The organism is Mailhella massiliensis, assembly GCF_020741395.1.
Classification (GTDB): Bacteria; Desulfobacterota; Desulfovibrionia; order Desulfovibrionales; family Desulfovibrionaceae; genus Mailhella; species Mailhella massiliensis_A.
Genome location: NZ_DYZA01000182.1, coordinates 18,215 through 27,584 on the forward strand (window position 1 = coordinate 18,215; position 9,370 = coordinate 27,584).

A 9,370-nucleotide genomic window follows, 5' to 3' on the forward strand; every position below is an offset into this window, starting at 1 on the left:
CAGCCATGCACGACTTTCCAGGGCGCCCGCAGAAAAGCAGGCGCCTTTTTCGTTTTTCTCCTCCCAGAACAACAGGCCTATCCGGGAATCGTCCTCCGCGGCAAAGCCGCCCCCGACTTTGCCTTCTGTGGCGCGGTACGCCCTTCTTCAGCCTCATTTCCCCACAGAATCACGCCATGATCCCCGTCGATAGAATATCCATCCGCACAACGCAGGGATGAAAGGAGAAACTGCCTGCCCCGCATAGATGCCTGCATAGCCCATACCGACGACTTCCGCTCCCAGCCATGCGAAAAAAAGACGCGCGGCGAAAGCTTCCAGGAGAGAATTCATCAGCGCAATATCAGCCCGGCCCACGCCCAGGGCAAAAGAGTCGAAGCAGTACATGGCCACATACCCTATGCAGTTGACCGAACAGCACAGGCGAAGGTACTCCACGCCCACCCTCGCCATGTCCGACCCCGCAGGAGCGAAAAGCTCCATGATCGGCACGGCGAAAAGCTGTACCACGACGACGATGCTTGCAGTAACGGCCATATTCAGCCCCATCCCCTTCCAGAGCACGGCCTTCACCCTTGCCCAGTCGCCCGCTCCGACATTCTGCGCCACCATGACCGTCATGGCCTGCCCGATGCCCCAGCATGGCATGGCTGCAAGGGTATTAATCTTCAGCCCTATGCCCGAGGCCGCCGCCACGGCCACACCGTAACGGTTCAGCATGGCCGTCACGATTAAAAAAGCGACGTTCACCGCCACCATCTGTGCCGAGGCCGGAAGAGCCGTACGCAGAACGGCGACCGCCCATCGCCGGCTTTCAGTAAAAACGCCCTCCCCCCTTGTACCGCCCGTCCTCTGAAGACAAGCCTCCCTGCACTCCTGATGGCAACCCTTGCGAAGAAAAAACAACGCCGCACCAAAAGCCGCCGCCTGGGAAATCACCGTGGCCATGGCCGCGCCCTCCGTCCTCATGCCCCACAACCCCACGAACAGAAGGTCCAGAACAATATTCAGCACGGCGGACAGGGCCGTGAGCAGCAACGGCCCCTTGCCGCTGCCCAGGGCACGGAGCACGGCGCATACCGCGTGCTGTCCGAACACGAATACCGTGCCCGCACAGACGATGCGCGTGTAGACCAAAGCATCCGTCATGGCCTCTGGCGGGACATCGAGCCCTCCGAGGACCGGACCGCACAGCGCAACGCTTCCCGCACCGACGACAAGAGAAAACAACAGCGAAAGAAAAAGCAGCGTGCGAATCGCCCTTTCCCGCGCCTGCCCGTGTTCCCCGGAGGCATGACGGCCTACCACCACCGCACCTCCAGAAGAGAAGCCCATGCAGAAGGAAGCCACCAGAAAGGCCACCATGTTTCCGTTGCTCACCGCCGCAACGCCCGCTTCCCCCACAAAGCGGCTGACCACCAGCATATCCGCCACGCCGTACAAAAGCTGAAGCACATGGGCAAGGATCAGAGGAAGGCTCAAAAAAACAAGTTCACGGCCTATGGGGCCCCGCGTCATATCATGATGGATGTTCATACGTTCTGTCCGCATAGATAAAAAAAGGAAGGCCGAAATCGTGCGGCCTTCCCTGAAAACACTTCCCGTAAACGGGAAACAACGGCCGCGCGATGATGCGGCCGGCAGACAGAACGGCAGACCCGGAAAAGCCGGGTTATGCCTCGATGAAAAAAGAAGCCTGCGCTTCCCTTCCGCCCCGGCAACGCTTCATCGCCAAGAAGCCGGAGCAGGCACCAAACCGAGTTTCATAACATCCCCTCTGCGCAATCAGGCTTTAAATATATTATTTCAATGTATTACAATACATTCTACAAGAAAAAGCCCTGTCGGGAAACACCTTCTTCGTCAGTATTCTTCCCAAAGCTCATCAGGCGCCATTTTCAACGCATGCCCTAAAAGCGGTATCCTGCATGCGTGAAAGCCGCTTCTGCGTATGCCGCAGGACGCAACCTCCATGGACAAGCGGGGCATGCCCCCCACATCGGACTCAGGAAAGAGCCTGTCCGTCCTTGCGCAGTATGGCCAGAAACAGCGTATCCTGCCCCGGAAAAAGCGGAAGAAACATCCGCTGCTCCACAAGACGGCCGCCAGCCCGAGGCAGAAACGAAGCTATGCGGCCCTCGTTCTCCTCGCGGTTCAGGGCGCACGTCACATAGAAAAGAGCCCCTCCGGGCAGAAGCCTTGACCACGCATGTTCCAGGATGGAGGCCTGCATGCGCGAAGCTTCCTCAAGCCTTTCCGGGGAAAGGCGCAGACGAAGCTCGGCATTGCGGGCCAGGGTGCCCGTACCGCTGCAGGGAACATCCAGCAATATCAAGGGGAAGGACTCTTCCACCTCCTGCGCACGGCCGCAGAACAGGCGCGGCATCGGAAGGCTGAGACGCAGCAGCGCGCCCTTCAGCTCCTCCATGCGGAAGGCGGAAGGCTCGCTGGCCAGCGCCACATGCGCCCCCTTTTCCAGAAGCGCCGCAGTCTTGCCGCCCCGGCCGCAGCAGGCATCCCAGAGAGGAGCCTGCATGAGCCCTTCCCGCTCCATCCATGCGGCCAGACATTCCGCCGCAAGCTGGGAGGAAGATCCCTGTCGCGTAACATCCCCGCTTCGCTCGAAGTTCTCCAGCATGGCCTGATCCTGGGCAGCCCTGCCCTTCTCAAGCCCGTATGCGGAGAAGCCGCCCTGCCCCACCGGGGCATAGCCCAGATCCAGCCATTGCCGGAGCAGAACTTTTCCCCCGTCCCTCGCCATGTTCGCGCGCCAGCACGGCGCGGGGTGGGCCAGAGTATTCTGTGCCATGCGGCAGGCATCTTCCCTGCCGTATTGCATAACCCACATCTTCGTAAGCCACAAAGGAAGGGAGGCGGCCTCCGCCATGCCTTCCGCGTCCAGTCCGGCACGCGCCAGCGCCCGTCTTTTTTCTTCCAGGGCAAGGCGCAGGGACTGCGACTCCCTGTCCACGGAACGAAGCACTCCGTTCACCAGGCCGCCCAGCCCCTGCCCGAAACGGCGGCGGGCCAGATTGACCAGTTCATTCACCGTGGCGCGGGCAGGGATACCTCCCATGAACAATATTTCATAGGTTCCCAGGCGCAGAAGCATGCGCACCTGCGGAGAAAGGGCCCCGGGCTTTTTCAAAAAGCCCGCAAGCGCGGCATCAAGCAGGAAAACATGACGCAGCACCCCGTACACCAGTTCCGAAAGAAGCGCAGCATCCTGCCTGCCGAGCCCTGCTTCCTGCGCGCATCGGGAAAGCATGACGGGAAGGGGCGTCGTCTCTTCCGGGTGCTGGAAAAGCTGATGCAAAAGCGCAAGCGCTCCTGTGCGGGCCCCGGAAACGGGCTGCTTTTGAGGCGTTTTTTTTATTTTTTCGACCATGGATTCACGTTCCGGCCTTTCGGGCCTTAAAAACGATTCTGGAGCATTTTCCGGCTTCAGCCCTGTTTTCTGCTCAAATGGCCATAGGGAGCGGAAAGATTGCGCAGGCGGCCGTTATAAAAATCCGTCGCGCTCATGGATGCCTTGCCCGCAGGACGCAGCCGGGTGATTCTGTACGCGCCGGAACCGCATGCCACCAGCAGCGCATCGCCGTCCATGCCCACGAGGGTGCCGGGAGCATACTCTCCCTTCCCTTCCACAGGCTGCCCCGGCTCCAGGCGAAGCACGACGGGGTCGCGCCCCTCCACATTCAGTACGCTCTTTGCGCCGGGAGCGGGAGTAAGGCCGCGGATGATGTTGTGTATGGCCTTTGCGTCCATGCTCCAGTCGATATATTCCTCTTCCGCGGTAATCTTGGCCGCGTGGGTGACGAGCTTTTCATTCTGAGGCACAAAGGCCGCCCTGCCTTCAGCGATCATACCGAGAGCTCCCACCATGAGCTTTGCTCCGTGCTCGGCCAGGGTATCGAACAGGGTGCCCGCCGTATCCCCGGGTTCAATGCTCACCGCCTGCTGCAGAAGCATGGGGCCGGAATCCAGCCCGGCTTCCATCTTCATGATGGTCACACCGGAAATGGCGTCGCCGTTCATGACGGCGCGCTGTATGGGAGCCGCCCCCCGGTACTGGGGAAGGAGCGAACCGTGCACGTTGTACGGCCCCATGGTGGGTATATCGAGCACCCTCTGCGGCAGAAGAAGCCCGTAGGCCGCCACTACCAGCACGTCGGGCCGAAGATCGGCAAGGGCCTTCACATCGGCGTCGTCCCGGAAATTGCGGGGCTGATACACGGGAAGCCCCAGCTCCAGGGCCAGTTCCTTGGCAGCAGAAGCCTTCAGCTTCTTTCCCCGGCCCGCCGGGCGGTCCGGCTGCGTATACACGGCCACCACTTCACCGCCTTCCCAGTCAGCCACGGCCTTCAGAATGACTGCCGCGAAATCCGGCGTGCCCATGAAAACAATACGCAGTTTCGACATACACACTCCCTATATTCATCCCCAGCCGCACACGCCGGAGCAATGCCCCGCGGCGGCGCTTCTGCGGATATCTCTCCCCCTGTAGGAAGATTTGCGAAAAATTCATCGGCTCTTCCGAAAAGAGCCCTCTCCCGGAAGGATCTTTCCGGCATGACTTTTATGAAAGAAGCGGGCGCGGCCTCCCCCCTCTTCTTACCGCATGCAACCTGCGTGCGGCGTGAAACACACTTTACGGGCTATGTGCCCGCACGTCCAGCCTTCCAGACTCCCCCGCCGGAAGGGCCGCTCCGACACGAAAAAGCCCGGGCCGACGGCCCGGGCTCCAGTGACGCATAAGCTCCCGGCAGAAATTACTTTCTGCCCTTTCTCATCTTTTTGTCGTAAAGGGAGCGCTTGAGGTAGCTTATATGGTCGATGAACAGCTTGCCGTCCAGATGGTCGGTCTCATGCTGCATGCAGGCGCCATAGTAGTCTTCACCTTCGATGTGCACGGGCTTGCCGTCCAGATCAAGGGCGTCCAGGGCCACGCGGCGGGGGCGCTTCACCTTGGCGCGCAGTTCCGGCACGGAAAGGCAGCCTTCATTTTCCTCATGGCCCTTCGGATCGAGCACGGTGATCACAGGATTCACGAACACCTTGAAATCCTGAGGCAGGTCAGGATCGTTCTTTTCCTGCGACACGTCGATGATCACCACGCGCTTGAGCACGCCTATCTGCGGCGCGGCAATGCCCACGCCGCCCACGGTGGTAAGGGTGTCGAGCATATCCTGAGCCAGGGCGCGGATTTCGTCGTTGATTTCGGCCACCGGTTCGCTGACCTTGGCCAGAAGCGGATCGGGATACTGAAGAACAGGACGCAGCATGGCTTACTCCGCAGCCGTGCCGGGAGCCGGCGCGGCCTTTTCACGAAGCCGTATGCCCAGTTCACGAAGCTGCTTGTTGTCCACGGGGGAAGGAGCGTCGGTAAGCAGGCAGGCGGCCTTCTGGTTCTTGGGGAAGGCGATGACGTCGCGTATGGAGGAAGCGCCCGTGAGCAGCATGGCCACGCGGTCAAGGCCGAAGGCGATGCCGCCGTGAGGCGGGGTACCGTAGTCCAGAGCCTGGATGAAGTAACCGAACTGGGCCTTGGCGGCTTCTTCCGTAAAGCCGAGACCTTCAAACATGCGGGTCTGGTCGGCGGGGTTGTGGATACGGATGGAGCCGCCGCCGATTTCGTTGCCGTTCAGCACCATATCGTAGGCGCGGGCCTTGGCTCGGGCCGGATCGGAAAGCATGATATCGTAGCTTTCATCCTGCGCGGCGGTAAAGGGATGATGGCAGGCCACCCAGCGCTGTTCCTCTTCGCTGTATTCAAAAAGCGGGAAGTCGGTCACCCAGAGCAGGTTCCAGGTATTTTCGGGGATGAGGCCGAGCTTGTTGCCGAGCTTCACGCGCAGGCTTCCCAGGGCGTTGTTCACAAGGCCCGGTTCCCCGGCCTGGAAGAAGACTATGTCGCCCACTTCGAGGCCGCAGGCTTCCGTAAGGCCCGCCCTCTCCTCTTCGGAAAGGAACTTGGCGATGGGAGACTGCCATTCGTTTTCGTGGATCTTGATCCAGGCGAGGCCCTGAGCTCCGAAGCCCTTCACGAAATCGGTGAGCTCGTCGATTTCCTTGCGGGTCATGGTGGCGCCGCCGGGCACGCGCAGGGCCTTCACCAGCTTCGCGCCGGAGAAAAGCTTGAAGGCGGAACCGTGCACAATGGCAGTCACGTCCTTGAGCTTGAGGCCGAAGCGGGTATCGGGCTTGTCGGAGCCGTAGTCGCGCATGGCTTCATCATAGGGCATGCGCTGAAGAGGAAGCGCGATATCCACGCCCAGGGCTTCCTTGAACACGCGGGCAATGAGCCCTTCGGCCATGCTCATGACCTGGTCTTCGTTCACGAAGCTCATTTCAATGTCCACCTGCGTGAATTCAGGCTGGCGGTCGGCACGGAGGTCTTCGTCGCGGAAGCAGCGGGCCACCTGATAGTAACGGTCCACGCCGCTCATCATGAGCATCTGCTTGAACTGCTGGGGAGACTGGGGAAGCGCGTAGAATTCGCCCGGCGCCATGCGGCTGGGCACAAGGAAGTCACGCGCGCCCTCAGGAGTGGACTTGGTGAGATACGGCGTTTCCACTTCCAGGAAGTCGAGTTCATTCAGATAGTTGCGGCAGGCCTGCACGATCTTGTGGCGGGTGCGGAGGTTATTTGCCATGGAAGGACGGCGCAGGTCGAGATAGCGGTACTGCAAGCGCACGGATTCGGAGCAGTCGGTACGGTCCTCCACCAGGAAGGGCGGCGTCTTGGCGGTGTTGAGCAGCTTCCACTCCAGCACCACCACTTCAATTTCGCCGGTATGCAGATTGGGGTTGGTCATGCCCTCGGGGCGGGGACGGACGCGGCCCTTGATGGCAATGACGTATTCGCTGCGCAGGATATGGGCATCCTTATGGGCTTCAGGCGCAATTTCAGGGCTGAACACCACCTGGGTGAGACCGTCGCGGTCGCGCAGGTCCACAAAGATCAGGCCGCCGTGGTCACGGCGATACTGCACCCAGCCCATGAGGCACACGGTCTTACCGTCGTCGGCAATGGTCAGGTCGTTGCAGTGATGGCTGCGCTTCCAGTCGCCCAGCGGCTTGATGTAGCGGCCGTGTTCCTTCTGGATATCCACGACGGTCTTTTCGTTTTCTTCAAACTGGCTCATGACCATTCCTCTTTATTTTTCGGCGTTCAGGCCGGCAGCGACGTCGGCGCAGGGCACTTCGCGCTGCTCGCCGGATTCCATGTTTTTGATGATGACAGTACCGGAGGCAAGTTCATTGGTACCCATGATAAGCGTGTAGCGCGCGCCGGACTTGCCGGCCTGGCGCATGGTAGCCTTCATGCTGCGGCTTTCGTAGCCCAGCGTGCCGGAAAAACCCTCGCGCCGCAGACTCTGCGCCAGAGCAAAAGCGGCGTCGCGGCAGGAATCGTCAAGCACAGCCACATAAAAATCAGGAGAAACAGCGGGGAGCTCACGGCCTTCCAGAAGAAGCGCCAGGCGCTCCATACCGCAGGCAAAGCCTATGCCGGGCACGGAAGGCCCGCCGAGCTGCTCCACAAGGCCGTCGTAACGGCCGCCACCTGCCACGGAACCCTGAGAGCCGATTTCATTGGAAACCACTTCCCAGGTGGTACGGGTGTAATAGTCCAGCCCGCGCACCAGACGGTGATTGATCTCATAGGGGATCTTTTCCGCATCGAGATGACGGAGTACTGCTTCAAAATGAGCGCGGCAGTCGGGACATTCGTTGTCCAGAATCACCGGGGCGTCTGCCGTCAGTTCCTTGCAGGCGGGAACCTTGCAGTCCAGCACACGGAGGGGATTGGTCTCCATGCGGCGGCGGCAGTCCTCACAGAGCTTCGACTGGTCGAGATTCGCCAGCCAGTCGTGGAGATTCCTGCGGTACACGGGACGGCAGGAGGAACAGCCCAGAGAGTTGATCTGAAGCGTCAGGTTCCTGAGCCCCAGCCTGCCGAGAAATTCCATCATCATGCAGATGATTTCTGCATCGGCCTCAGGTTCCTTCGGGCCGAGACATTCGCAGTTGATCTGATGGAACTGGCGCATACGGCCCTTCTGGGGGCGTTCATGCCGGAACATGGGGCCGATGGTGAAAAACCTGCTCACGGCTTCGCGGGCATGGACGCCGCTCTCAATGTAGGCGCGCATGACGCCGGCCGTGGCTTCCGGCCGCAGGGACATGGAACGGCCCTTGCTGTCGGGAATGCAGTACATTTCCTTCTGCACCACGTCGGTTTCCGTGCCTATGCCGCGGCAGAAAAGATCGGTGTACTCCATGAGCGGGGTACGAAGCTCGCCAAAGCCGTAGCGGGGAAAAACCTCGCGCGCGGTGGCTTCCATCATCTCAAAAAGACGGCTCTGCGCCGGAAACTGGTCGGCAAAGCCCTTGATAGCCTGAATCTGTGCCATGAACGGACTCCAGCAAAGTAGAAATAACGCATGAGGATAGGGCCTTTTTCCCCCATTGTCAAAGATTCTCCCGGCCTTCCCATCCCGGAAAAATTCCCCCGTCAAGGTAAAAGCTCAGGGCTGCATACTGGTGATAAAAAGTCAACCTTCTTCAGGCTGGATTCTCAACGCTGCCAGGCTTCCCGAAATCTCAGAAAAAATCCTCATAACATAGCGATTTCAACGGCAAAAAAGCCACTGTCACCCCCCGGTACTGCGCCCTCTCCCTAAAAACAGCCGTCTACCCGAAAGACTGTGCGAAATCTGAACAATATGATTTCCCCTGTGAGAAAGTCTTGAAGCTCGTGTTCCCCACCCGGTACAGCGTTCCCTCTGCCGACCTCCAGAAGCCGTCCACAACACAAGAAAAGTCAGCCCTCCCCTTACAAAGGCACGCCCTCCTTTCCTTGATCAACGTCATAGAATTCAGGGAAAACAGAAGATCTCCATATCTCCATAAAAACTGTTCGGCTCGTGAGGAGTAAGGAGGATACACGTACTGATAAAGACGATGTGGAGGGACAGCGGCTGCTCCCATGTGCTCCCCTGTCAAGAAAAACTCCCCCTTCTGTGCAGGCCCCAAAACAGGAACACAGGCATGCCCCCGGACGGGAGGAGAAAATAGCCCTGCCGTGCCGAAAAGCCCGGATAAGAAAAAGACGCACTCCTAAAAGGCGTTGCGTCCTTGCTCTGCCACGGAAACATCTGTCGAAAAAATCGTGTCTGCCCGGCCTTTCAGGCAGCCTGGAAACGGAGCCTGCGCATAGGGGGAAAGGCGCGACAAAGAAGCCCCGCAGGGAAGGCGCAGGGCGCGCGCCGTTGCCGCGGGGCTTTAAACGACGAAAGGCTCCTTATTCAGGAGCCTTTCCAAAGATAACCTTGGCATCGGCCTACTTTCCCACGTAAAAATGCGC

Annotated in this window: 6 protein-coding genes; all 6 read right to left on the bottom strand. The window is 59.8% G+C overall.

Features of this window, described 5'->3' with window-relative positions:
• Positions 1-153: 153 nt before the first annotated feature.
• Positions 154-1,536: an MATE family efflux transporter gene (locus tag K8W16_RS09025; protein WP_304122818.1), complete on the bottom strand. Its 1,383-nt coding sequence runs from the start codon at positions 1,534-1,536 to the stop codon at positions 154-156.
• A 469-nt stretch (positions 1,537-2,005) separates the two neighbouring features.
• The gene (locus K8W16_RS09030) at positions 2,006-3,388 is read right to left on the bottom strand and encodes a transcription antitermination factor NusB (RefSeq protein WP_304122819.1); all 1,383 of its coding nucleotides are present in this window, start codon (positions 3,386-3,388) and stop codon (positions 2,006-2,008) included.
• Between the two features lie 56 nt (positions 3,389-3,444).
• Positions 3,445-4,422, bottom strand: a complete 978-nt coding sequence (gene fmt / locus K8W16_RS09035; RefSeq protein WP_304122820.1) for a methionyl-tRNA formyltransferase — start codon at positions 4,420-4,422, stop codon at positions 3,445-3,447.
• 350 nt (positions 4,423-4,772) lie between these two features.
• Complete coding sequence (gene def, locus K8W16_RS09040) at positions 4,773-5,285, bottom strand: peptide deformylase (protein WP_304122821.1); 513 nt, start codon at positions 5,283-5,285, stop codon at positions 4,773-4,775.
• Positions 5,286-5,288: 3 nt separating this feature from the next.
• The gene (gene aspS / locus K8W16_RS09045; protein ID WP_304122822.1) at positions 5,289-7,148 is read right to left on the bottom strand and encodes an aspartate--tRNA ligase; all 1,860 of its coding nucleotides are present in this window, start codon (positions 7,146-7,148) and stop codon (positions 5,289-5,291) included.
• Between the two features lie 12 nt (positions 7,149-7,160).
• Positions 7,161-8,417 (bottom strand): histidine--tRNA ligase, encoded by a 1,257-nt coding sequence (hisS, locus tag K8W16_RS09050; RefSeq protein WP_304122823.1) that lies wholly within the window; start codon positions 8,415-8,417, stop codon positions 7,161-7,163.
• Positions 8,418-9,370 lie beyond the last annotated feature (953 nt).

Excerpts from the sequence above, each read along its gene's own strand:
- K8W16_RS09025 (WP_304122818.1), bottom strand. The coding sequence starts at position 1,536 with ATGAACATCCATCATGATATGACGCGGGGCCCCATAGGCCGTGAACTT.
- K8W16_RS09030 (WP_304122819.1), bottom strand. The coding sequence starts at position 3,388 with ATGGTCGAAAAAATAAAAAAAACGCCTCAAAAGCAGCCCGTTTCCGGG.
- fmt (WP_304122820.1), bottom strand. The coding sequence starts at position 4,422 with ATGTCGAAACTGCGTATTGTTTTCATGGGCACGCCGGATTTCGCGGCA.
- def (WP_304122821.1), bottom strand. The coding sequence starts at position 5,285 with ATGCTGCGTCCTGTTCTTCAGTATCCCGATCCGCTTCTGGCCAAGGTC.
- aspS (WP_304122822.1), bottom strand. The coding sequence starts at position 7,148 with ATGAGCCAGTTTGAAGAAAACGAAAAGACCGTCGTGGATATCCAGAAG.
- hisS (WP_304122823.1), bottom strand. The coding sequence starts at position 8,417 with ATGGCACAGATTCAGGCTATCAAGGGCTTTGCCGACCAGTTTCCGGCG.